General features: G+C 62.9%; 19 protein-coding genes and 1 tRNA gene. 11 read left to right on the forward strand and 9 right to left on the reverse strand.

Annotated features, from left to right (window positions below):
* The first annotated feature begins 16 nt into the window (after positions 1 to 16).
* Entirely contained in the window at positions 17 to 694 is a 678-nt protein-coding gene (locus tag BJD99_RS14975; RefSeq protein WP_084347888.1) for a DUF4166 domain-containing protein, read from the forward strand.
* Between the two features lie 64 nt (positions 695 to 758).
* Here the strand turns inward: BJD99_RS14975 and BJD99_RS14980 are convergent, their stop codons facing one another.
* Together BJD99_RS14980 and BJD99_RS14985 are read right to left on the reverse strand one after the other, a co-directional pair.
* Positions 759 to 1,415, reverse strand: a complete 657-nt coding sequence (locus BJD99_RS14980) for a hypothetical protein (RefSeq protein ID WP_084348080.1) — start codon at positions 1,413 to 1,415, stop codon at positions 759 to 761.
* Positions 1,416 to 1,573: 158 nt separating this feature from the next.
* The gene (locus BJD99_RS14985; RefSeq protein WP_084348081.1) at positions 1,574 to 3,256 is read right to left on the reverse strand and encodes a peptide chain release factor 3; all 1,683 of its coding nucleotides are present in this window, start codon (positions 3,254 to 3,256) and stop codon (positions 1,574 to 1,576) included.
* Positions 3,257 to 3,400: 144 nt separating this feature from the next.
* Between BJD99_RS14985 and BJD99_RS14990 the strand changes: the two genes are divergently transcribed.
* A complete protein-coding gene (locus BJD99_RS14990) occupies positions 3,401 to 5,035 on the forward strand; it encodes a fatty acyl-AMP ligase (RefSeq protein ID WP_084348082.1) in 1,635 nt (544 codons plus the stop codon).
* Positions 5,036 to 5,113: 78 nt separating this feature from the next.
* On the opposite strand, the gene pth is transcribed toward BJD99_RS14990, so the two are convergent.
* From pth to BJD99_RS15005, 3 genes are all read right to left on the reverse strand, one after another.
* Positions 5,114 to 5,692, reverse strand: a complete 579-nt coding sequence (gene pth, locus BJD99_RS14995; protein WP_143542177.1) for an aminoacyl-tRNA hydrolase — start codon at positions 5,690 to 5,692, stop codon at positions 5,114 to 5,116.
* An 88-nt stretch (positions 5,693 to 5,780) separates the two neighbouring features.
* On the reverse strand, positions 5,781 to 6,410 hold the full coding sequence (locus BJD99_RS15000) for a 50S ribosomal protein L25/general stress protein Ctc (RefSeq protein ID WP_084347890.1): 630 nt from the start codon (positions 6,408 to 6,410) through the stop codon (positions 5,781 to 5,783).
* Between the two features lie 184 nt (positions 6,411 to 6,594).
* Positions 6,595 to 7,764, reverse strand: coding sequence for an aminotransferase class V-fold PLP-dependent enzyme (locus BJD99_RS15005; RefSeq protein WP_084348083.1), 1,170 nt, complete (start codon positions 7,762 to 7,764; stop codon positions 6,595 to 6,597).
* Positions 7,765 to 7,944: 180 nt separating this feature from the next.
* Here BJD99_RS15005 and egtA point away from each other — a divergent pair, with 180 nt between their 5' ends.
* The 5 genes from egtA (at position 7,945) to BJD99_RS15030 (ending at position 12,959) form a co-directional block, all read left to right on the forward strand.
* Entirely contained in the window at positions 7,945 to 9,207 is a 1,263-nt protein-coding gene (gene egtA, locus BJD99_RS15010) for an ergothioneine biosynthesis glutamate--cysteine ligase EgtA (RefSeq protein ID WP_084347891.1), read from the forward strand.
* On the forward strand, positions 9,174 to 10,508 hold the full coding sequence (gene egtB / locus BJD99_RS15015) for an ergothioneine biosynthesis protein EgtB (protein WP_143542178.1): 1,335 nt from the start codon (positions 9,174 to 9,176) through the stop codon (positions 10,506 to 10,508). The genes egtA and egtB overlap by 34 nt, the downstream gene beginning before the upstream one ends.
* On the forward strand, positions 10,509 to 11,243 hold the full coding sequence (egtC, locus tag BJD99_RS15020) for an ergothioneine biosynthesis protein EgtC (RefSeq protein WP_084347893.1): 735 nt from the start codon (positions 10,509 to 10,511) through the stop codon (positions 11,241 to 11,243).
* A 12-nt stretch (positions 11,244 to 11,255) separates the two neighbouring features.
* On the forward strand, positions 11,256 to 12,230 hold the full coding sequence (gene egtD / locus BJD99_RS15025; RefSeq protein ID WP_084347894.1) for an L-histidine N(alpha)-methyltransferase: 975 nt from the start codon (positions 11,256 to 11,258) through the stop codon (positions 12,228 to 12,230).
* 93 nt (positions 12,231 to 12,323) lie between these two features.
* Positions 12,324 to 12,959 (forward strand): heme-binding protein, encoded by a 636-nt coding sequence (locus BJD99_RS15030; protein WP_084347895.1) that lies wholly within the window; start codon positions 12,324 to 12,326, stop codon positions 12,957 to 12,959.
* A 96-nt stretch (positions 12,960 to 13,055) separates the two neighbouring features.
* Here BJD99_RS15030 and BJD99_RS15035 read toward each other — a convergent pair whose 3' ends face one another.
* From BJD99_RS15035 to BJD99_RS15050, 4 genes are all read right to left on the reverse strand, one after another.
* Positions 13,056 to 13,682 carry a hypothetical protein gene (locus BJD99_RS15035; RefSeq protein ID WP_179142350.1) on the reverse strand — a complete coding sequence of 209 codons (627 nt, stop codon included), beginning with the start codon at positions 13,680 to 13,682 and terminating at the stop codon, positions 13,056 to 13,058.
* 160 nt (positions 13,683 to 13,842) lie between these two features.
* Positions 13,843 to 14,826 carry a ribose-phosphate diphosphokinase gene (locus tag BJD99_RS15040; protein ID WP_084347897.1) on the reverse strand — a complete coding sequence of 328 codons (984 nt, stop codon included), beginning with the start codon at positions 14,824 to 14,826 and terminating at the stop codon, positions 13,843 to 13,845.
* Complete coding sequence (gene glmU / locus BJD99_RS15045) at positions 14,823 to 16,307, reverse strand: bifunctional UDP-N-acetylglucosamine diphosphorylase/glucosamine-1-phosphate N-acetyltransferase GlmU (RefSeq protein WP_179142351.1); 1,485 nt, start codon at positions 16,305 to 16,307, stop codon at positions 14,823 to 14,825. Before glmU ends, BJD99_RS15040 begins: the two co-directional genes overlap by 4 nt.
* 50 nt (positions 16,308 to 16,357) lie before the next feature.
* Positions 16,358 to 16,428 (reverse strand) — tRNA-Gln (locus BJD99_RS15050).
* Between the two features lie 226 nt (positions 16,429 to 16,654).
* On the opposite strand from BJD99_RS15050, the gene BJD99_RS15055 reads away from it, so the two are divergent.
* The 4 genes from BJD99_RS15055 to BJD99_RS15070 all read left to right on the forward strand — a co-directional run bounded on the left by BJD99_RS15055 (position 16,655) and on the right by BJD99_RS15070 (position 22,783).
* Positions 16,655 to 17,251, forward strand: coding sequence for a TetR/AcrR family transcriptional regulator (locus BJD99_RS15055; protein ID WP_179142360.1), 597 nt, complete (start codon positions 16,655 to 16,657; stop codon positions 17,249 to 17,251).
* A gap of 188 nt (positions 17,252 to 17,439) precedes the next feature.
* A complete protein-coding gene (locus BJD99_RS15060) occupies positions 17,440 to 18,078 on the forward strand; it encodes a ScbR family autoregulator-binding transcription factor (protein ID WP_084348086.1) in 639 nt (212 codons plus the stop codon).
* Positions 18,079 to 18,296: 218 nt separating this feature from the next.
* On the forward strand, positions 18,297 to 21,869 hold the full coding sequence (gene mfd / locus BJD99_RS15065) for a transcription-repair coupling factor (protein WP_256895786.1): 3,573 nt from the start codon (positions 18,297 to 18,299) through the stop codon (positions 21,867 to 21,869).
* Positions 21,869 to 22,783, forward strand: a complete 915-nt coding sequence (locus tag BJD99_RS15070) for a MazG family protein (RefSeq protein WP_084347899.1) — start codon at positions 21,869 to 21,871, stop codon at positions 22,781 to 22,783. The genes mfd and BJD99_RS15070 overlap by 1 nt, the downstream gene beginning before the upstream one ends.
* Positions 22,784 to 22,818 lie beyond the last annotated feature (35 nt).

The raw sequence follows: 22,818 nt of genomic DNA on the forward strand, positions 1-22,818 counted from the left end.
AGATGAGGTCCGCTCAGTGACGTCCGTAGTGCGCACGGCCATGGGTGATTCGTTCGAGGATCTACATCCCAAGGTCCAATGGCGCTTCGGACTGTCCGCGGCGGACGGGTTTTGCCAGATCGGCGTCGGCGTCATGGAAGAGATGACCCATTCGGCGTTGGTGCCGAGGCCCGTTCTGGCGCTCGGGGCCCGGCGGGGTTTGTTCCCCGGGGGTCGAGGAACCGATATTCCCTTCACCGTCGCCAACTACGCGTACACCGACGATCTCGGACGGGAGACGATGTCGTTCGTGCGCCGTTTTTCCTTCGTCGGAAAGCCACAGGGCATGAACTCGGTGATGGTCACACCGGCTGTGTCCCAGGGGCACGATGTTGCGCTGGACTACCTGGGATATAGCTCGGACATGCTGGTACACACTCGATGTAGCGCGGACGCCGATGGTGGAATCCTGCTCGAGAGCGGCGCACCGCGGATACGTGGGCTACATGTCCCCGCGTTCGCATCTGCCCTGACAACCGGACGCGAATGGTGGGACGAGGGCGAGCAGCGGCATCGCATTCAGATCGACGTCACCAGCCCGATATTGGGTCGGCTGTTCCATTACCGAGGATGGTTCACAGCCGAGGAACGTCCGTGCGCTGCCGCTGACATTCCCGAAGATGCACGGCCGTCGCGGCTGGAAGAGCACGAATAGCGCTGGAACCCTCTGATGCTGGACATAGTCGAGCCAGAGGTGTTCCGTCACATGTGGTGAGAGATCAGCGGTAGCCCTTGGCCGGGTTGAGCAGATCGAGCACGATGGTCTGTCCGTTGGACCTGACATGGATCTCAGGGTTCTGCAGTCCACCGGAGGTGAGGTACTCACCGAGGAGCTGAAGTAGCTCGTCGGGGCCGACCGAGGTGTCTGGCGTACGGATGTCACCGGTGCGGCTGCCCAGCTCGTTCTGAGTGAGTCGGCCCGCTATGCGTACCGAGGCAACACCCATCGCGGTCCGGCGGTCGGGTGCTGCGCCGCGTGCCGGGCTCGACGACGGGCCGCTGCCGGCGCCGTTCGTTGCGTAGGTGCTCGATCGGCCGTTGGTCGGCAGGCCGTGCTCGGAGATCTGATCGCTAGTAGTCACTTCAACCTCGTTCGAATCTTTGGACGGCTGCTCGGGGCCGGCACTTGGGGGTTCCTGCTTCATGACCGATTGCTCCACTTCCTGCGTGATCGCAGGCTTTGCGGGCGTCGTAGGTGCCATCTCGGCGGGATCCTTCGCCGGAGGTGTGGCGGTCTTCGGATTGGTCGATGCAGGCGAGTCTGCCCAAGGCGGCAAAATGTCCGCGGCCAGTTTCGGGGTCGGCGTACTCAACCGGTGGGCCGGTGTTTGGCCGATCTTGATTCCCGCCTGCGGATAGCTGGAACCCTGCGTCATAGAAGACCTCGCGTCGTGAAGAACCTGTGTCATGCCACGTCTCGGTGTGCAATGTGCTGCACTCGAGTATGAAACGTACCCGAAGCCCGTTCGGACTTCGGAAGCGTAGCACTATGACTGTTTAGCGGGTCCGATTGCGAGTATTTTCCCGTTGCGGGTCACTCACCCGCAGCGACGAGGGGCTCCAGTGTCAGTTCGGGCATCTCCTTCTGGAGGTACTGCAGACGCCACTTGTCGCTGACGAGAGCGAGCAGCACGCCGTCCGTCCGCGTGAAAACCTCCACGCCGCGCTGGCGACCCAACTCGACCGCAGACTCGGTGTCGGTCCGACGAGCGAGCGAATAGCCCAGCGATTCCAGACGGGCATCGACACCGAACTCAGCTTTCATTCGGGCCATGACCACCTCGAACTGCATGGGACCGACAGCTGCGAGAACCGGCGAAGCGTCACCGCGAATATCGTTGCGCAACACCTGAACAACGCCCTCGGAGTCCAACTGCTCCACGCCGCGACGAAACTTCTTGTACTTGTCGGCGCTGTCCACGCGCAACAGTGCGAAGTGCTCGGGCGCGAACGAAGGAATCGGCGGGTACTCGACCTTCTTCTCCGTGTACAAGGTGTGCCCGGGTGCGAGAGCGGTGGCGTTGACGAGTCCCACGACGTCACCGGGATACGCGTGCTCGACGGTGGTCCGCTCCCGACCGAACACGGTCAAGGCGTACTTGGTGGTGAACGGCTTACCGGTCTGCGCGTGCGTCACGACCATGCCGCGCTCGAACACGCCAGACACGACGCGCATGAACGCCAACCGGTCCCGGTGCGCAGTATCCATTCCAGCCTGCACCTTGAACACCACAGCGCTGAACGGATCGGTCACTTGCCTCGCGATACCCTTGATGTCTTCCCTCGGCCCTGGCTGCGGCGCAAGCGCCACCAGAGTGTCCAAGATCTGGCGAACCCCGAAGTTGAGCATCGCCGAACCGAAAATGACGGGCGACGTCTGGCCGGCGAGGAACATTTCCTGATCGTGGCCCTGGCCGCTTGCAACCAGGAGTTCGCTCTCTTCGACTGCCGTGTCCCACTCGATGCCCTCGCGCGCAGCGGCAGCGTCGGCATCCATCAATTCCTCGGGGGCGATAGTGGCGCCACCAGCGGTGCGAGTGAATCGGATGTAATTGCCTGCCCTGACGTCGAGCAGACCACGGAAGTCTCCTGCGATGCCGACAGGCCAGTACAGCGGTGTCGGAGTCAGTCCGATGCGCTGTTCGATCTCGTCGAGGAGTTCCAGTGGTGACTGACCCGGCCGGTCCCACTTGTTGATGACGGTGATGACCGGAATGCCGAACTGGCGGCATACCTGAAAGAGCTTGAGCGTCTGTGGTTCCAGGCCTTTGGCTGCATCGATGAGCATCACTGCCGCATCGACAGCGGTCAGAACCCGGTAGGTGTCCTCGGAGAAGTCGGCGTGGCCGGGGGTGTCCACGAGGTTGATGACGTTGATCTCGTCGACGCTCCGGTCGAGCTGGTAATTGAACTGCAGCGCGGTCGAACTCACCGAGATGCCGCGTGCCTTCTCCATTTCCATCCAGTCCGAGACCGTGGCGCGTCGACCGGCCTTACCGTGGGTGGCGCCCGCTTCCGAGATCACTCGGGCGTGCAGTGCGAGGGCTTCGGTCAGCGTGGACTTACCGGCGTCGGGGTGGGAGATGACGGCGAACGTGCGCCTGCGATGGACCTCGTGGACGAGTTCCTTGTGCGGGTTCTTCGGCTGCGCCGTCGACTCGGTGGCGGTACTGCTCTTGTCGACCGGAGCGTCTACCGAATCGGGCGGCGTACTCAAACGAACCTCAATCTCACGTTGTGCGGCATCGGGCTCGTACCAGGGTACTCGGACGAAAAGGCGGTAACGGTTCACCTCCGCGCGAGGATTGAATAACCTGAACACCACCTGCCGCGACCACGCTCGCTCGACGAGGAGATGGCATTGAGTAAGTTCACCGAAGAAATGTTCGCCACGGCACAATCCAGTCGTCGCGGACTCGTGACCGGCGAGCCTGACCAGCCACTCCGTCAGTCCTGGGGTGAGATCCACCAGGACGCGCGCGCGATAGCGGGCGCTCTGGCCGAGGCGGGGATCGGGCACGGAGACGCGATCGGTGTCCTCGCCGGGCAGCCGGTGGACATCGCACCCGCCTGTCAGGCCACGTGGATGCGGGGCAGCTCGGTCACGATGCTGCATCAGCCGACGCCGCGGACCGACCTTGCCGTGTGGGGGCAGGACACCGAATCCGTGGTGAAGATGATCGCCTCCAAGGCCGTCGTTCTCGGCGCCCCGTTCGACGTCGCCGCCCCGATTCTCGAGGAACGCGGCATCACCGTGTTGAAGATCGAAGACATGCGTCGCGGCTTTCCTGTCGATCCGATCGACACCTCGGAGTCCGACATCGCGCTCCAACAGTTGACGTCGGGGTCCACCGGGTCACCCAAAGCGGTGCGGATCACCCATGAGAACTTTTTCGTCAACGCGTACGCCATGATCGATCGGATCGAGTTCGACGTCGACCGCGACGTCATGGTCAGTTGGCTGCCGTTGTTCCACGACATGGGTATGGTCGGGTTCCTCACCGTGCCCATGCAGGTCGGGGCCGAGGTCGTCAGTATCACCCCACTGGACTTCCTGCGGTCACCACTGCTGTGGGCCAAGCTGATCGACAAGTATCGCGGAACTGTAACGGCGGCACCGAATTTCGCCTACTCACTGCTCGCTCGACGGCTGCGGCAAGCCGACGAAAATTTCGATTTGGATCTGAGCTCACTGCGCTACGCCTGGAACGGCGCCGAGCCGGTGGATCCGGACACGATGACGGCGCTCGCCGAGGCCGGACGGCCGTACCAACTCGATCCGCTGGCCCTTGCCCCTGTCTACGGTATGGCGGAAACGACTCTGGCCGTGTCCATTCCGGACCCGTATCAAGGACAGGTGCTCGACGTCGTCGACGCAGACCTACTCGAGGCGATGGGTCGGGCGGTGCCGGCCACCAAGGGCAACGTGCGGGCCCTGGCGACGCTCGGCAAGATGGTGCCGAACCTCGAAGGACGCGTGGTGGACAAGGAAGGACAGGTATTGACACCGCGCGGTGTCGGCATCATCGAAGTACGCGGCAAAGCGGTTACCCCCGGATACATCACCGTCGACGGCCCGGTAGCAACCCAGGACGAGGACGGTTGGCTCGATACCGGCGACGTCGGATACTTCACCGAGGACGGTCTGGTCGTGGTGTGCGGGCGTATCAAGGACGTCATCATCATGGGCGGCCGCAACATCTATCCCACCGACATCGAGCGGGCCGCAGGGTCCGTGCGCGGAGTGCGCCCGGGCAACGCCGTCGCAATCCGTCTCGACGCCGGTGACAAGCGTGAAAGTTTTGCAGTTGCCGTGGAAACCAACGATTTTCGTGATCCGGAGGAGGTCAAGCGGATCGAGCGTGAAGTGGTCCACGCCGTGCACTCGGAGGTAGGCGTGCGGCCCCGCACCGTCGCTGTCCTCGGACCGGGTTCGATTCCGAAGACGTCCTCGGGCAAGCTGCGTCGGGCCAATTCGGCTGCGTTGCTGGGGTAGCGTGCACCCTTTTTGTAAGGCGCGCACAGGGGCTCGGACGTGAACAGGGCGCGAAGGTTGGCAAAAATGGTGTTAGCTTCAGCGCGGATGAACCTGGTTCTGCGCAGCTTCGAGCCCGACGCGTAGAAGCAGTTCCGCCGCATCGGCAGCTTCCTCACAGATCACGCCGAGATCTTTGCGTTCGGCCGCGGAGAATGGCTTCAGGACGTACGCGGCAGCATCCATCCGACCCGGCGGTCGGCCGACCCCGACCCGTGTGCGCAGATAGTCCTTGGTGCCCAGGTGCTGTGAAATCGAGCGCAGGCCGTTGTGTCCGCCCTCGCCGCCGCCGAGCTTGAGGCGAATCGCTCCGAACTCGATGTCCAGTTCGTCGTGCACGATCACGATGTTGCTCGGGTCGACGGAAAAGAAACGCGCAAGTGCGGCCACCGGTTGGCCCGACAGGTTCATGAACGTGCGCGGCTTGGCCACCACCACCGGGCGATCGCTCAGGCGCGCCTGAATCACTTCGGAATTGGACTTCTTGTGAGAAGAGAACTTTGCACCGATTCGAGCGGCCAACACGTCGGCGACCATGAAACCTACGTTGTGCCGCGTCGCCTCGTACTGAGGTCCGGGGTTCCCGAGTCCGACGATCAGGGCTGGCTCTACATTCACAGCGACCATGCTTCCATTCAGGTGACAAACAACAACGCGCCGCTCCCCAGTGCAGGGGAACGGCGCGTCGGTAGTTGAAGGGCCGAGATCAGCTCTCGGACTCTTCCGAACTGTCCTCGGCTGCTTCCGGAGTGGCCTCTTCGGTGGCATCGCCTTCGAGGTCCGACTCGGACGGCGCCTCGACGACATTGACGAGCAGCAGTTCGGCGTCGGACACCAAGGTGACGTTCTCAGGCAGCGCGACGGCGCCTGCGAGGATCTGCGATCCGGCTTCGAGGCCCTCGACCGAGACGGTGATCGACTCGGGGATCGACAATGCGTCGGCGTCGATTTCGATGACGGTCGAGTCGGTGTAGACCAGGGTGCCAGCAGCGGCGTCGCCCTCGATGAGGACGTTGACCTCAACGGCGACGCGCTCGCCCTTCTTGAGGACGAGGAGGTCGGCGTGCTCGATGCTGCGACGGATCGGGTGCACGACGATGTACTTGGTGAGTGCGACCTGCTCTGCGCCGTCGATGTCGAGCGTCAGGACGGCGTTGGTGCCGTGGTTACGGAGAACGGAAGCGAAGGCACGCGAATCGAGTGCGAGGTGCTGCGGGTCGGTTCCGTGTCCGTACAGAACGGCAGGAACGAGGCCGTCGCGACGTGCGCGGCGGGCTGCACCCTTGCCGAATTCGGTGCGAACGATTGCCTTGAGGTTGTTAACAGTTTGCGCCATGTGGTGAATGCTCCTGGTGTATCGCTTGTGGCGGATAAAGACTCGTCGGGGCTGACACGTACGAGCAAGGCCAGGGGCCGAGCCGCGTCGATCACGGTAGTTCCTGTGTAGGTTCTACCCTCGCCGAGACAACCCGGAAGACTTTACACGACGGCGCTACCGACACCTCGAGTGCGTCCGGAACTCACCGGGTTCGGAGTGCCTCGACCATGTCGTCCAGCTGCGCGAACGTGACGAAATAGTGCGGTGACGCCCGTACGACGGCGTCGAGTCTCCGATGCGTCATGTCGAGGAGCGTCGAGCTGCGTGGACTCACGGTGACCGTCACACCCTTGGCTGTCAGGAAGTCGCGGACGGCGGTCGGCGCGAGCTCCGCGACCGTGAAGGACACGATGCCGCTCTTGTGGTCGCCCAGATCGTGCACCGACACACCATCGAGACCCCGTAGCGCGGTCCGCAGGTATTCGGCACGCTGGGAGATCGCTTCTTCTGCGTTGTCGATGCCGATATCGAGCAGGTAGTCGACAGCGGCACCAAGCGCCAATCGAGCTGCGACGTCGCATTCCCAGAATTCGAATCGCGTGACGTCGGGCGCGAGTCGGTACTCGGACTCACCGATCCACTGGGCGCTGTGTAGGTCGAGGGCCGGCGGCTCCAGCGATGCGGACAGTTCTGGGCGCACGTACAGGAATCCGGTTCCACGGGGCCCGCGCAGCCATTTTCGCCCGGTTGCACTCAGAGCGTCGACTCCGAGCTCGGCGACATCCACGCGAATCTGACCGATCGACTGGCACGCGTCGAGCAACACGAGTGCGCCGAATCGGTGCGCAAGATCGGCCACTGCGCGAGCCGGATTGATCAGACCGCCGTTGGTCGGAGCGTGCACGAGCGAGACAATTCGGACGCGTTCGTCGAGCATTGCTTCCAGCGCGAGGAGATCTATCTGCCCTGTCGGATCACTCGGCACGATCTCGACCCGCGCGCCCGTTGCCGCCGCGCGTTGCAGGGCTGCGATCGCGTTGCTCGCGTACTCCACTTCGCACATCAGAATTCGATCACCCGCGGTCAGCGGAATCGAATAGAAGAAGTCGCTCCATGCGCGAGTTGCGCTGTCGCTCAACGCAATATCCGACGCCTCAGCGCCGATCAACGTCGCAATCGAGGTCTTGACGGCGGCGAGATCGTGCTTGCGCTCGATGGCAGCGCGGTAGCCTCCGACGACGGCTTCTCGACGCAAATGCGCAACCGCAGACTCGACGACGGGCGTCGGAGGCAGCGAGGACCCGGCGCTGTCGAGGAAGATTGCAGTCTCGGCGGCAGGGGTGTCGCGGCGAGTTCTTTCGAGGTCGAACACCGTGGATGAGCCCTCCTGTACGAGAAAGTTGTCGGTGCGATGTGATGCACTTCTGGTTATTGTCGATGCAGGATTGCACAGCATCCGCGTTTCGTGCAGCACGGCCCTGGGTAGTTCGGTCCCCTGGGTAGTTCGATCCACATTCGTACAGGCGAGTGTGGGTCATGCAAGGAGGCACTTTTGTCGTCCAACGAGAAGTCGCTCGGGTTGAGTTCTCGGCCTGCGGCCGAGGCCTATGTGTCGCGGGTCTGCTTCAAGCTCGGGCCGCCGCAGCTCATCGGTGCCGAATTGGAATGGTTGACGTTCGCCGAGGACGGAGACAGACCGTCACTCGAACATCTTGCCGACGCGCTGGGGGACTACGCACCGCGCAGCATCGCACCTGATTCACCCGCCCTGACGTTGCCGGGCGGAAGCGCCGTCACGATCGAACCGGGCGGCCAGATCGAACTCTCCAGCTCGCCGCATGCGTCGGTGACCGAACTGCAGCACGCGTTGGATTCGGACTCCCGTGTGGTCACCGACGTCATGGAAGCAGGCGGGATCTATATGGCATCGGTGCCCGCAGACACCGAGCGTGAGGCGCACAGAGTGCTGGTCTTACCGCGCTACTGCGCTATGGAGAATCGTTTCACCACCATCGGCCCGTTCGGAAAGCTGATGATGTGCAACACCGCTGCAGCTCAGGTCAGCGTCGACGCCGGGGTCGATCGTGCCGAGGTTGCTGCACGGTGGGAGATGTTGGAGGCCATCGGTCCCGCATTCGTTGCCGCGTTCGCATCCTCGCCTCGTCTGCGAGGCGCACCGGAAGGGGCCTGGGCGTCGCAACGCATGCGCACCTGGCTCGAACTCGACGACAGTCGCACCGCAGTTCCCGCCACCGGTGATCCCATTGCGGACTATGCGAGATGGGCGCTCGACGTCCCGTTGCTGTGCATTCGCAGTGAGGGGGAAAGCTGGGAGGCGCCCTTCGGATCGACGTTTGCGGATTGGCTTGCAGGGGATGTCGAGGCACTGGCCGGGCGACGGCCGACCACCGCCGACCTCGACTACCACCTGACCACTCTGTTCCCGCACGTTCGAGCCTGCGGACACCTCGAAATTCGGTACCTCGACGCCCAACCCGATGGGCAATGGGTCGTTCTGGCATCGGCGTTCGAATCGTTGTTGTCGACCCCGGCCGTCATCGAGGCGGCAACCGCGCTAGCCCACCGGACTGCAGGCCGATGGATCGATGCCGCACAGTCCGGGTTGGCGGATGCCGACCTGCGCGAGACCGCCGTCGAGCTGCTGCGGTTGTCTGCACGCGCGGGAGGTGATCACGCGGACTCGTTGTCAGCGGCCTCGGAGCGATGTCGCAGGGGCGAGTCACCCGAACCAGGGGACGCAGTGGCCCGTTCGATCAACGCATGCCATTCCACGCGCAAGGAGACGGTGTCGTGACAGTCGAGCAGCTTCGTGACCGAGTCGAGGTCGTACTCACCCGTAGTCGTGCACGTAGTGCGCTGCTGACGGAGAGTCTCGACGAGAAAGAGCTGACCGCGCAGCACTCGCCACTGATGAGCCCGCTGGTGTGGGACTTCGCGCACATCGGTAATCAGGAGGAGTTGTGGCTCGTCCGCGACGTCGGCGGTCGTGATCCGGTGCGCCAGGACATCGACGAGCTGTACGACGCGTTCAAGCACTCGCGTTCGAGCCGCCGGTCGCTGCCTCTGTTGTCGCCGGATGAGGCACGCGCCTACGTCGGCACCGTGCGGGAGAAGGTGTGGGACATTCTCGCGTCCAGCCCGCTCGATGGGCGCAGGCTCGAGCGTGACGCATTCGCGTTCGGCATGGTTGCGCAGCACGAGCAGCAGCACGACGAGACTATGCTTGCGACGCACCAGCTACGGCTCGGACCTGCGGTCCTCTCGGCGCCCGCGCCTCCCGCCCCGACCGTCGAGCCGGCCGGCGAGGTCGTGATCGAGGGCGGCACGTTCTCGATGGGCACCACCTTCGATCCGTGGGCACTCGACATCGAACGGCCGGCGCACTCGGTGTTCGTTCCCACCTTCGCGCTCGACGTCGCACCGGTCACCAACGGTCGGTATGTGGACTTCATCGAAGACGGTGGTTACGACCGAGAAGATCTGTGGAGCGAGCGCGGTTGGTCGCACCGGATCACCGAGGGACTTCGAGCGCCGTTGTTCTGGGAGCGTGACGCAGGTGGTGCGTGGTGGCGTCGCCGATTCGGTGTCACGGCCCCGATTCGGCCGAGCCAGCCTGTGGTTCACGTCGGCTTCTTCGAGGCAGAGGTCTACGCGCGCTGGGCAGGCAAGCGCCTACCGACCGAGGCGGAGTGGGAGAAGGCGGCGCGTTTCGACTCGTCGACCGGCTCGGTCCGCAAGTATCCGTGGGGAGATGCCGAGCCGACGGAAGCCCACGCGAATTTGGGTCAGCGGCATCTGGAACCGGCCGACATCGGGGCTTATCCAGCGGGCGCGACACCGCAGGGTGTGCAGCAACTCATCGGTGACATGTGGGAGTGGACTTCTTCGGATCTGGAGCCCTACCCGGGATTCGAGCCGTTTCCGTATGCCGAGTATTCCGAGGTGTTTCTTCGCGGTGACTACAAGGTGCTGCGCGGAGGTTCGTTCGGTACCGACGAGGTCGCGTGCCGGGGCACGTTCCGGAATTGGGACCACCCGATTCGTAGGCAGATCTTCGCCGGCTTTCGGTGTGCACGCGATGTCGAGTCACGCTGAATGTGCCGTCATCTCGGTTACCTAGGCCCGCAGCGCAGCGTCGCCGACGCTGTGACGGCGGGTAGTAATTCCCTGCGTGTGCAGTCGTGGGCGCCCAAGGACATGCGAGGCGGAGGCACCATCAATGCCGACGGCTTCGGTGCCGCGTGGTGGGATGCGGGCACCGTGCGCAGCTACCGAAATCAGATGCCGATCTGGTCGGACCCAGCCGTCGACGAGGTCCTCGTCGCCGCACAGTCGACGGCGATCGTTGCAGCGGTGCGCTCAGCCACCGTCGGAATGCCGGTGGAGCGCAGTGCGTGTGCCCCGTTCACGGACGGCACCTGGGCTTTCAGCCACAACGGTGTCGTCTTCGGTTGGCCGGAGGTGATGACGGACCTCGCCGAGCAAATCCCGTTGGCGGACCTTCTGCGCCTACCGGCACCGACGGATTCGGCAGCGTTATGGGTCATCCTGGCGAACCTTCTTCGTGAACACGAACCGGACAAGGCGTTGCGCATCCTGGTGAACCGCGTCGAATCCGTATCGCCGAGTTCGCGGCTGAATCTTCTGCTCTCCGACGGGCAGACGCTCTATGCCACGACCGTCTATCACTCGTTGTCCGCGCTACGAGGCGAAGACGCGATCACTCTCGCGTCCGAACCGCTGGACGACGATCCGTCGTGGGAACCGATTGCGGACCACCAGTTCGTGGTGGCCCGGCCCGGCTACCTCGACGTCACCGACCTCGATTGAAGGAGCATTTTCGTGTCAGACAATGCGTTGGATGTCCACATCTCGCCGGAACGGTTGCTGGAGGACTTGCGATCGGATGTGAGGCAGGGTCTGACTGCGTCGCCGAAGTGGCTCTCGCCCAAGTGGTTCTACGACGCCACTGGCAGTGAATTGTTCGAGCGAATCACCGAGTTGCCGGAGTACTACCCGACTCGAACCGAGCGGGCACTCATCGAGGCTCATGCCCACGACATCGCCGAGCGCACCGACGCGGCGATCCTCGTGGAACTCGGTTCCGGTTCTTCGGAGAAAACCAGATTGCTGATCGCGGCCGGAATCAAACACGGCTCGCTTGCAAAGTACGTTCCGCAGGATGTCTCGCCGTCGGCGTTGTCCGGCGCTATCGAGCAGATTTCACGCGAATTTCCTGCGCTCGAAGTCCATGGGATCGTCAGCGACTTCACGGACACCTTGCAGAATCTGCCCGCCGACGGGCGGAGAACTATCGCCTTCCTCGGGGGCACGCTCGGCAACTTGACTCCCGAGGAGCGCGCGGGGTTCCTGTCCGACATCGCCAGTGCACTGATAGCCGACGAATTTCTCGTCCTCGGAGTGGGCCTTGTCATCGATCCGGACGTTCTGATCCCGGCATACGACGACGCAGCCGGTGTGACGGCAGAGTTCAACGTCAACGTGCTGTCGGTACTCAACGATCGGCTAGGGGCGAATTTCGATCGCACCCAGTTCGAACACGTTGCCGTGTGGGATGCAGACAACGAGTGGATCGAAATGCGACTCCGTGCAAAAGAGGCGCAGCACATTGCCGTCGCGGACCTGGCTCTCGATATCGAATTTGCCAAGGGTGAGGAGTTGCGCACCGAGATCTCGGCCAAATTTCGTCAAGAGGGGATTACGGCAGAGCTGGCCGACGCAGGATTCGATGTCGACCAGTTCTGGACGGACCCGCAGGAGCGATTCGCGCTGATCCTTGCTCGTCGCGGCCGCTGATCCTTGGCCCGCCCTCATTCTCGTCCCGACCGCCCGTGGCCGGCGCTGGTAGGAATGAGAGTAGGGACCACGCGATAAAGATCGGACGAGACGATGTCGAACAAGATTGTGTCCACGATCGGTCAGGTAGCCAAGTCCGCCTTGGGCGTCGTCGGTGTTCGCATCGGCACGGAAGAACCTGCCCATACCAGTCGGCGGTTGACCGACGCAGTGGAAATCCGTCGCTACGAACCGCGAATTGCCGCACAGACGACGGTTGACGCGGATGAAGAACAAGCACGCCGGGACGGGTTCCGGCGCCTAGCCGGATACATCTTCGGTGGTAATACGGGCTCACAGGAGGTCGCCATGACAGCGCCTGTCAGTCAATCGTCCGCCGACTCCCAGCGGATCGCGATGACGGCGCCGGTGTCGAGCACCGCCGACGGCGACAGCTGGGTAATCCGGTTCTTCATGCCGTCCTCATGGTCGATGGAGACGTTGCCTACGCCCGATGACGACCGCGTGAAGTTGGTCGAGGTCCCGGCGGAGACAGTTGCGGTGCTGCGCTTCAGTGGTAGCCGCGCCCGGGGCAACGTTTTGCCGCAGATGGAAAAATTGTCAGAAGTGTTGCGTGCCCTCAACATCGAGACGTCGAGTGAGCCGATGACTTGGTTCTACGATCCGCCCTGGACGCTGGCATTCCGGCGTCGTAACGAGATCGTCGTGTCGGTGCCCGAGGGTTCCTGACGCCCCGAAGGTTCCTGACGCATCGGACGTCGTCGACCGACCTGAGCACCGACTGAGCATCTTCCCACGCCGAACTTCCGGCGAGTAAAGGTGGAGTCAGCTGGTACGGCGACGAGCCTTTTCGAGGGCGCCCAGTGTGCCCATCACGCTCGTGCGCTGACTGTTGAGGTCCTTGAGCCGCGCACGGGCCGGCAATCCGGAGCTACCGTCGAGTGCGGCGATCTTCTCGTCGATGCTCGCCAACTGCTCGAGAAGTTTTTGTCCACGTGACTGAAGTTCGATCAGGTCGACACTGCTCACACCTGCCTGGGATTTCTTGGGAGCTGCTTTCCCTGATGCAGATACCGACGTCGGTGCTGCGGCAACTGCAGCAGCTGCCCTCGGACGCAATGCTTTGCGCACGGCGGCCGGATCGGGAAGCTTCTCGAGTCGGATGCGATTGAGAACCTCGCGTGCGTCGCGTGCGGTGACGCGGTACTCGCGCTCTTCCTCGTCTTCGGACGCGAGGGTCCCGCCGAGGGGACGCAAACCATACATTCCGATGAAGTGCTTGGCCTCGTCGATGATGGCTTCGTGTTCGCGGCATTGGCCGCAGCGTGGCTCGTTTCGATACATTTCGATCGAATCGGTGCTCCCACACCAGACGCACGCGCCCGGAGTCCAGCGGGCGATTCGGACGGTAGAAGTTGCGGTCGGGCTGTCCATAGTTTGTGCGTCGATCACGACGAGTCATCTTAGGTTACAACGAAACCCGCCCCGCACACCCCTCCCTGTCGAACTGCGGTTTTCGAACCTGTTAGTGACCAAGTTCATGCAGTGGGGGAGAGATGGCGGAGCGGGTGTAAAGGAACTGAGCCTGCGTCCAACCAAATAGTGCTGGGTGCTAAGCGACGCCGTTGAAGAGGCTTGTCACCGAACCGTTTTCGAAGACCTCGCGGATGGTGCGAGCAAGCAGCGGAGCGATGGACAGCACGGTGAGCGTGTCGAAGCGCTTGTCTTCGCTGATCGGGAGGGTGTTGGTGACGACAACTTCCTTTGCCCCGCATTCTGCGAGACGTTCGGCGGCAGGGCTGCTGAGGACGCCGTGGGTGGCTGCGATGACGACGTCACCGGCTCCGGCTTCCTTGAGCACCTTCACGGCTCCGGCGATCGTTCCACCGGTGTCGATCATGTCATCGATCAGAATGCAGGTGCGTCCTTCGACGTCTCCGACGACGCGGTTCGACTTGACCTGGTTGGGCACCAACGGGTCACGCGTCTTGTGAATGAATGCCAGCGGTCCGCCGCCGAAGCTGTCGGCCCACTTCTCGGCGACGCGAACGCGTCCTGAGTCAGGGGAGACGACGGTGATGTGTTCGAGGCTGTACTTGCTGCGGATGTGCTCGGCCAACTGACTGTGCGCGTGCATGTGGTCGACGGGGCCGTCGAAGAAGCCTTGAATCTGATCGGTGTGCAGGTCGACCGTGATGATGCGATCGGCGCCGGCGGTCTTGAGAAGATCGGCGACCAGGCGCGCGGAGATGGGCTCGCGTCCGCGGTGCTTCTTGTCCTGACGGGCGTACGGGTAGAACGGCAGAATTGCGGTGATGCGTTTGGCTGATCCGCGCTTGAGCGCGTCGATCATGATCAACTGTTCCATCAACCAGGTGTTGAGCGGGAACGGGTGGCTCTGCAGAACGAAGGCGTCGGATCCGCGGACCGATTCCTCGAAGCGAACAAAGATCTCACCGTTGGCGAAGTCACGTGCCGTTTGCGGGGTAAGGCCGATTCCCAGCTCCTTCGCCACCTGCTCGGCCAGCTCTGGATGTGCTCGACCCGCGAAGAGCATGAGGTTCTTCTGGTTGTCGATCCAATTGGGGGTGGTCACTGCTGTTCGCCATCCTTTGATTCGTGCGCGTTTGTCGACTTGGCAGCCACAGCCCGAACTGCAGCTTCCGCCGCTGCCGTTCCTGGCCGTTTTTTCTCGACCCAGCCCTCGATGTTGCGCTGGGAACCCGCAGAGACGGCGAGCGCCCCCGGGGGTACATCGTGTCGGAGCACTGTTCCAGCTCCGGTGTAGGCCCCGTCGCCTACTCGGACCGGGGCGACGAACATGTTGTCCGACCCCGTCCGGACGTGCGAACCGACGACGGTGCGGTTCTTGTCGACGCCGTCGTAGTTCACGAAAACGCTCGATGCGCCGATGTTGGAGTACTCACCGATGGTCGCGTCGCCGACGTACGTCAGGTGCGGAACCTTCGAGTGGTTTCCGATCGTCGAATTCTTGGTTTCGACGAAGGTTCCCACCTTGGCGCCGTTACCGATATCGGATCCTGGACGTAAGTATGCGAACGGTCCAACAGTGGCACCGGAGCCGATGGTCGCGAGATCGGCTTGGGTGCGTACCACCGACGCGCGCTCGCCGACGACGACGTCGCGAAGTGTGGAGTCGGGTCCGATGACGGAGTCCTCGCCGATGTGAGTGCTTCCCAACAACTGCACGCCGGGTTCGAGGCGGACGTCCGCGCCGAGAGTGACATCGACGTCGATCCAGGTAGTGGCGGGATCGACGACGGTGACGCCCGCGCGCATGTGTCGTTCGATGATGTGGCGATTGAAGATTGCGGTGACGCGGGCGAGCTGAACTCGGTCGTTGACACCCAGAACCAGGTCCGGATCTGCGAGCTGAGTGCCGTAGACCGCCAGGCCGCTGTTCTTGCTGATCTTGACCACGTCGGTCAGGTACAGCTCGTGCTGAGCATTCTGGGTGCTCAGTTTGCCCAGTGCAGTCCGCAGTGCGACGGCATCGAACGCGTAGACCCCGGAATTGACCTCGTCGATTCGAACCTGTGCCGGGCTCGCGTCGGCATGCTCGACGATTTCGGCTACTTCACCGTCTTCGGTACGTACGATTCGGCCGTATCCGTTGGCGTCGGCGGGCACGAATGTGAGGACCGTCGCTGCGGCTGGTTTGGGTGCGCTCAGGTGCTCGTCGAGCAACGCTTTGAGGGTGTGGCCGTCGAGCAGGGGCACGTCGGCGGCTGTGACGAGGACGGTGCCCTCGAAGTCGTCCGGTAGTGAACGTAAGCCGCACTGCACTGCGTGGCCGGTACCGAGTTGTTCGTCCTGAACGGCGGTGGAGATGGTGCGTCCGAGCTCGACACTCAACTCGTCGACCGATTCCGTAACTCGCTCACGATCGTGCCCGACGACGGTGACCAGGTGGTCGGGCCCTAGGTCGGCAGCGGCATGCAGAGCGTGGGCAAGCATCGTGCGACCGGCGAGGGGGTGGAGGACTTTGGGAGTCTTGGACCGCATCCGGGTGCCTGCTCCCGCTGCGAGAACGACCACGGCGGTGTGCAACGGCAACTGAGCTCCTTGCGAATTGCTGGTTACTTTCTCGACAGAAATTCTTCTCGCTCCGCCGCCAGGACTCGAACCTGAACTATCTGAACCAAAATCAGAGGTGCTGCCATTACACCACGGCGGATCGTGGACCAGCGGTTTCTCCGGAGACCGAAGACCTTTGTGAATCAGGTCTACAGCCGCAGTTCTCCCACCGAGCGCAACGAGTCTCGCATGAACGGTAGTTGCCAGTCGAACCGCGCCCAAAATTGACCACTAGGCTGGCCCAACGAGGCTCCTTGCAAGCAAGCGAGCGAAGAATTTCGGTGGGAGGCATTTTGTCCGAACCCGAGCGGGTACCGCGCGTCCGTATGACGGGGACGCAGCGACGTGAGCAGTTGATCGAGATCGGGAGGTCCCTTTTCGCCGAGCGCGGATACGAGGCGACATCGGTTGAAGAAATCGCAGGTCGGGCACATGTGTCCAAGCCTGTCGTGTACGAGCACTTCGGCGGGAAAGAGGGCCTGTATGCGGTGATCGTGGATCGAGAGATGTCGACGCTGCTGCAGATGATCACGTCTTCGCTCGAACAGAATCGCTCCCGAGTCCGCGTCGAGCGAGTCGCTCTGGCCCTGCTTACTTATGTGGAGGAGCGCACGGACGGCTTCCGAATCTTGGTTCGGGACTCACCGGTCGCCGCGGTGGCCGATGGCAAGTACTCCTCGTTGTTGAACGATGCGGTGTCTCAGGTGGGCCACATTTTGGCCGGGGACTTCGCACGGCGCGGGTTCGATGCCGGGTTTGCTCCCTTGTATGCCCAAGCGCTGGTCGGAATGGTCTCGATGACGGCGCAGTGGTGGCTCGACGTTCGAGAACCTTCGAAAGAAGTTGTTGCGGCCCACGTTGTCAACTTGTGTTGGAACGGATTGACCAATCTGGAGGCTGCGCCGCAATTGGGCGGCAAATGAGCGGTCGATTTTCGCACTACCGCTCGAAAGAGCGGGTAGGGTCAAATTTGCAGCACTGAGAGTTACGTCACAGGTGCTGGATTTACAGGTTCGGACCGTTAGCAAGTTGACCGAGGCGAGAAAACCACTGGATGGTACCGTTCGCAGCATTGCGCAATGGCAGTCCCAGTATTCCTAAGGCGGATCCAATGGTCAGACAGGCCCGCGCTGAGATTACTCGCGATACGGTGTTGTCCGGTGCAGCGAACGTGTTTCTGCGTCTCGGCTACGCGAACGCGAGTCTCAGCGAAATCATCTCTCAATCACAGGTCACCAAGGGTGCTCTCTACTTCCACTTCGGGTCGAAGGAAGAACTCGCGCGTGCTGTGATCGACGAGGGCAACGCCAGGCTCACCGCCGCGTGCCTGCAGTTCAACGACGGCCGCATCCCGGCCCTCGAAGCTGCCATCGGCATCTCCTACATCGTGGTGGACATGTCGGTCACCGACCCCATGGTCTCGGCGATGATGCGTCTGAGCCACCAGATAGGTGACTACAGCGGCACCAAGGGCAATGTCATGGCCGGGTGGAGCGTCGCGTTCGATGCACTTGCAGCCAAGGCGATCAAGCAGGGTGATATCGATCCGGATGCGGACCCGAACACCATCGGGTCTCTCGTTCTCGAGATCCTCACCGGAGTGCACATGGTGGCCGTCGCTACCGGGACCACCGAGGAGTTGCCCTCACGCATGGAGCGCCTCTGGTACTACCTGCTTCCCTCGCTCGTCACGGCAGGCAAGCTCGACTACTTCCGCGAATTTGCAGCACGACGGGTCATCCGGCACTAGCTCCGACGGCTCGGTGGGCCTGCCCAGCCGTCGACGGGTCGGTCTGCTCCCATAGAATTGGCCGCGACCGCCGGTTTGCTCGTTCGCCAACATCTTGGTGCACTTTCCAACCGGGCTGCCTTCGTGTCGTCCTTCGTTCAGGAGCCCTGCTGTTGTCTTCCGATTCTTCGCTTCACCTGTCGGGCGTCGCGCGCGTCGCTCTGGCAGATTCCGCTTTGATGACCGTGAGCGAGGCCGTCGGGACTGCGGAATACACGCTCGTCGCGCCGAACTCCTCACGCCCGTTCGTCGCTGCCGCGATAGCGCAGCAGGCGCAGGTGCTCGTCGTCACCGCCACGGGACGTGAAGCGGACGATCTCACCGCTGAACTCGGCCAGATGTTCGGCGACTCGGTGGCGCAGTTTCCGTCGTGGGAGACCTTGCCGCACGAGCGGCTCTCGCCCAGCGCGGACACCGTCGGCCGCAGACTCGAAGTGCTGCGTCGGCTCGCGCGGCCGGACGACCAGGATTACGGCCCACCTCTCCAAGTGATCGTCACCACGGTGCGATCGCTCGTTCAGCCGATGGCCCCGGGGCTCGGCGAGATCGAGCCGATCGGATTGAAGGTGGGCGTCGAGATCGATTTCGACGGCCTGATCCACCGACTCGTCGAGTTGGCGTACTCGCGTGTGGACATGGTCGGCAAACGCGGCGAATTCGCCGTCCGTGGTGGCATCCTCGACATCTTCTCCCCGACGGCCGATCATCCGGTGCGTGTCGAGTTCTGGGGTGACGAGGTCACCGAACTCCGCGCGTTCTCCGTGGCCGATCAGCGCTCCCTGCCCGATGTCGTCATCGAGTCGGTCATCGCACCGCCCTGCCGTGAATTGATTCTTACTCAGGACGTCCGCGATCGTGCGGCGGCGCTCGCCGGTGACAATCAGGCCGATGCGGCCCTGGTAGAGATGTTGGACAAGATGTCTGCCGGGGTACCGGTGGAAGGCATGGAAGCGTTGCTTCCGCTGCTGCAGCCCGGTGAACTCGAGCTACTGGCCGATGTGCTGCCGAAGGGTGCGCACGTCCTGCTGTGCGATCCAGAGCGAATCCGCACGCGTGCAACAGATTTGGTCCGTACCGGGCAGGAGTTCCTCGAAGCGTCGTGGACGGCGGCGTCCGTGGGTGGAGCAGCACCGCTCGACACCGCCACCGTGGACACCAGCAGCCTGGGCGGGACGAGTCTCGACCTCGGAGCGTCCGCTTACCGTTCGCTACGCCAGATCCGCGAATCCGCGCAGGCGCTCGGTCGGCCGTGGTGGACCATCAGTCCACTGGCTTCGGGCAGCGAGACCGAGGTCGAATTGGCTGTCGAGACCGTCCCCGAGGTCCGGGGTTCGGAGGAGTTGCTCACCGGACTCTTTGCCATGCTCCGAGCGCATGTGTCCACCGGCGGTCGCGCCGTCATCGCCGTCGCGGGCGCGGGAACCGCAACGCGTATCATCGAGCGGCTCGGCGAGGCCGAAGTGCCCGCTGTCGCAATAGATTCGGGTTCCGAACCGTTGCCCGACGTCGTGAGCGTCCTGTGTGCCTCTCTCCACGCCGGACTGATCCTGCCCGACGCGAAGCTCGTGATCGTCACCGAAAGCGACCTGACGGGTAACCGCGTTGCCGCCGCCGAGGGCCGAAAGCTACCGGCCAAGAGGCGAAATCAGGTCGACCCGCTTGCATTGAAGGCCGGCGACAGTGTCGTGCACGATCAGCACGGTATCGGCCGATTCGTCGAAATGGTCGAGCGGACGATCGGTGGAGCGCGCCGCGAATACCTCGTCGTGGAGTATGCACCCAGCAAGAGGGGGCACCCGGGCGATCGATTGTTCGTGCCGATGGATTCCCTGGATCAGCTCTCCCGCTATGTCGGCGGGGAAATGCCGTCGCTGAGCAAGCTCGGTGGTTCGGACTGGTCGAACACGAAACGCAAGGCGCGCAAGGCTGTTCGAGAGATCGCCGGAGAGCTGGTGCAGCTGTATGCGGCTCGTCAGGCGGCGCCGGGCCACGCTTTCGGCCCCGATACTCCATGGCAGCGTGAAATGGAGGATGCCTTCGCGTTCACCGAGACGATGGACCAGATGACGGCCATCACCGACGTCAAGGCCGACATGGAGAAGCCGGTCCCGATGGATCGTGTCATCCTCGGCGACGTCGGTTACGGCAAGACCGAGATCGCCGTTCGTGCCGCCTTCAAAGCCGTTCAAGACGGCAAGCAGGTCGCCATCCTCGTGCCGACCACCCTGCTGGCACAGCAACATCTACAGACCTTCACCGAGCGCATGGCGGCCTTCCCGGTGACGGTCAAAGGGCTCTCGCGCTTCACCCACGGCTCGGACTCGAAGCAGGTCATGGCCGGGCTCGCCGACGGGACGGTCGATATCGTCGTCGGTACTCACCGGTTGCTGCAGACCGGAGTGGCGTGGAAAGACCTGGGGCTGGTCATCGTCGACGAGGAACAGCGATTCGGCGTCGAGCACAAAGAGCACATCAAGTCCCTGCGTACGCATGTGGATGTCCTGACCATGTCGGCGACACCGATTCCTCGTACTCTGGAGATGAGCCTGGCCGGCATTCGCGAGATGTCGACCATTCTGACTCCGCCGGAAGAGCGTCACCCAGTACTCACCTATGTGGGCGCCTACAACGACAAGCAGGTCGCTGCGGCGATCAGACGCGAACTGCTCCGTGACGGTCAGGTCTTCTTCGTGCATAACCGAGTCAGTTCGATCGACAAGGCAGCCAAGAAGATTCGTGACCTCGTACCGGAAGCTCGGGTGTCCACCGCGCACGGTCAGATGAACGAGGAGACGCTCGAGCGAACCGTGCAGGGATTCTGGGAACGTGAAACGGACGTACTCGTCTGCACCACCATCATCGAAACCGGACTCGATATCTCGAATGCGAACACCCTGATCGTCGAACGCAGTGATTCGCTGGGGCTTTCGCAGTTGCACCAGCTTCGTGGTCGGGTCGGGCGTAGTCGCGAACGTGGCTACGCGTACTTCCTGTATCCGCCCGAGAAGCCTCTCACCGAGACTGCGTACGACCGTCTGTCCACCATCTCGCAGAACTCCGACCTCGGTGCCGGTATGGCCGTGGCGATGAAGGACCTCGAAATTCGCGGTGCCGGTAACGTTCTCGGCGCCGAACAGTCCGGCCACGTGGCAGGTGTCGGTTTCGACCTGTACGTCAGATTGGTCGGTGAAGCTGTCGAGGCCTATCGCGCAGCTGCTGACGGCAAGCCCATCACCACCGACGAGGCCCCCAAGGAAGTTCGGATCGACCTGCCCGTCGACGCCAACATTCCGCCGGACTACGTCACCAGTGATCGACTTCGTCTCGAGGCCTATCGGAAGTTGGCCGCTGCTGCGGATTCCGAAGGCATCAATGCCGTCATCGAGGAGTTGGTGGATCGCTACGGCCCGCTGCCCGAGGAGGTCGGCAGGCTCGTTTCCGTCGCGAAGCTGCGGCTTATCGCCAAGGAATACAACCTCACCGACGTCAATGTCGCTGGTACGCAGGTCAAGTTGGCGCCGATGGATCTTCCCGATTCCAAGCAGATCCGGCTCAAGCGTCTCTACCCGAGCGCGCAGTACCGCGCGAGCACCGGCGTCGTACAGCTGCCACTACCGCGCGTCGAAGGTGGGGGAGTCGGGGCGGCCAGGGTTCGTGACGTCGAATTGGTGCAGTTCATTGCCGACCTGATTCTTTCGCTCGACAGTAAGCCGTCTCGATCGGTTCTGTTGGAGCACACTGTGGGCGTGTGATGACGGTAGTCCTGCTTGATCCGACCCGGCCCGGTCAAGTTCCCGCGGCAGCCGTCGAATTCCTCAGTGGGGTAGTCGAATTCACCGAGGAAGTGCCCGTCGGTATTCGGTGGCTGTTCGCCGGAACCGCACGTGCCGACGACTCCGGCGGTGTGCTCGTCAGCACCGATCCGCGTAATGGTGATGTCCTCGAGCGTATTCGGCGCGGTGACCGGGTTATTGCCTCCCCGAAACTACCCGGTGACGATCTCATCGCAGCAGTCGTTCTGATGGACCGACTCCGAACGATCGGGGGCTGGGAAGCGCAACAGACGCATGCCTCGTTGAGCGGCTACCTCCTCGAGGAAACCTACGAGTTGCTCGACGCAATTCACAGCGGGAACCTCGTGGATCTGAAGGAAGAATTGGGCGATCTCCTGTTGCAGGTCTTGTTCCATTCGAGGATCGCTCAGGACACAGAACACGGCGGCTTCGACGTCGACGATGTCGCTGCCGGTCTGGTCGCAAAGCTGACACACCGCACACCCCACCTGACCGACGGCTCGACGGGACCCATCGACGTCGCGACTCAGGAACGAGCGTGGGAGGAACGCAAGGCGGCGGAGAAGGCGCGAGGATCATGCCTCGACGGCATCGCGATGGCTCAGCCCGCGCTTGCATTGACGCAGAAGATCATTGCGCGCGCATCCAAGGCCGGCCTCCCGAACGAGCTGGTGCCCGACGACCTGCGAACAGTGCACATCGGTCTCGATCACAGCAGTGGGGGCGAGAGTGCGGAAGATCTGCTCCGCCGTCGGGTGCTGGAGTTCGCCGAGCGCATCCGTTCTGCCGAAGTGTCGGCCAAGGATCGCGGGGCTGTTCCCGGGCAGCTCTCCGCGATCGAGTGGATCGAAAACTGGGGTCTGCGGGCGTAACTTTGCACCGCACTCCCAACTTGAATGGCGCACTC

The sequence above is a fragment of the Rhodococcus sp. 1163 genome, from assembly GCF_002091985.1.
Classification (GTDB): Bacteria; Actinomycetota; Actinomycetes; order Mycobacteriales; family Mycobacteriaceae; genus Rhodococcoides.

Bases quoted from the DNA above. Each gene is read 5' to 3' on its own strand.
- BJD99_RS15030 (WP_084347895.1), top strand. From the start codon at position 12,324: ATGTCGAACAAGATTGTGTCCACGATCGGTCAGGTAGCCAAGTCCGCC.
- egtC (WP_084347893.1), top strand. From the start codon at position 10,509: ATGTGCCGTCATCTCGGTTACCTAGGCCCGCAGCGCAGCGTCGCCGAC.
- BJD99_RS15000 (WP_084347890.1), bottom strand. From the start codon at position 6,410: ATGGCGCAAACTGTTAACAACCTCAAGGCAATCGTTCGCACCGAATTC.
- BJD99_RS15055 (WP_179142360.1), top strand. From the start codon at position 16,655: ATGACGGGGACGCAGCGACGTGAGCAGTTGATCGAGATCGGGAGGTCC.
- BJD99_RS15070 (WP_084347899.1), top strand. From the start codon at position 21,869: ATGACGGTAGTCCTGCTTGATCCGACCCGGCCCGGTCAAGTTCCCGCG.
- egtB (WP_143542178.1), top strand. From the start codon at position 9,174: ATGCCATTCCACGCGCAAGGAGACGGTGTCGTGACAGTCGAGCAGCTT.
- BJD99_RS15060 (WP_084348086.1), top strand. From the start codon at position 17,440: ATGGTCAGACAGGCCCGCGCTGAGATTACTCGCGATACGGTGTTGTCC.
- mfd (WP_256895786.1), top strand. From the start codon at position 18,297: ATGACCGTGAGCGAGGCCGTCGGGACTGCGGAATACACGCTCGTCGCG.
- BJD99_RS14980 (WP_084348080.1), bottom strand. From the start codon at position 1,415: ATGACGCAGGGTTCCAGCTATCCGCAGGCGGGAATCAAGATCGGCCAA.